Source organism: Psychrobacter sp. Rd 27.2 (assembly GCF_001921755.1).
GTDB lineage: Bacteria > Pseudomonadota > Gammaproteobacteria > Pseudomonadales > Moraxellaceae > Psychrobacter > Psychrobacter celer.
Window position 1 is genome coordinate 1 of sequence record NZ_MRYB01000069.1, and the last position, 506, is coordinate 506.

The 506-nt window shown below is 39.1% G+C and carries 1 pseudogene; it reads right to left on the bottom strand.

Annotated features, from left to right (window positions below):
• Positions 1 to 451, bottom strand: a pseudogene (locus BTV99_RS12645) (AAA family ATPase); the annotation flags it as partial.
• Positions 452 to 506: the final 55 nt, after the last annotated feature.

The window sequence follows — 506 nt, forward strand, 5'->3', positions numbered from 1 at the left end:
CTGTAAATGGGCATATATCTTTTAATGGGCCTCCTACAATACCCTCTTCATACTGATCATTAAGAACAGACATAGCGTCTACTTTTTCAGAGATCTTATGAATACCAGCGATAAGCTCGCCACGACGGTAGCGAAACCCAAGAAGCTTAGAAGCCATCTCTTCATAAAATTTCGTCCAGCCAAAAGATGATATTACTAAAGGATCATCGCCAAATCTTTCACGCCAAAATACATCATTCCGAAACCGATCAATATTTTGCTCTTTCCCATTAAATGTAAAGTCTATTAAATTAACTCTTGCCCATGTTTCAGGTACAACCTTCCAAACAGTATTACGACTTGTGAAGAAATACCACTCCCTTAGAGGAATGTCTTTTTCCCAATCTACTTTGAGAGTTTGACCATCTCCTACATTCTCTACGACTGTACCGACAGCCTTGATAGCCATCACAGAGACAGTATGTCCTCTGTTATCGAATGGTAGGTCATTTTTTCTTGTATAGCTT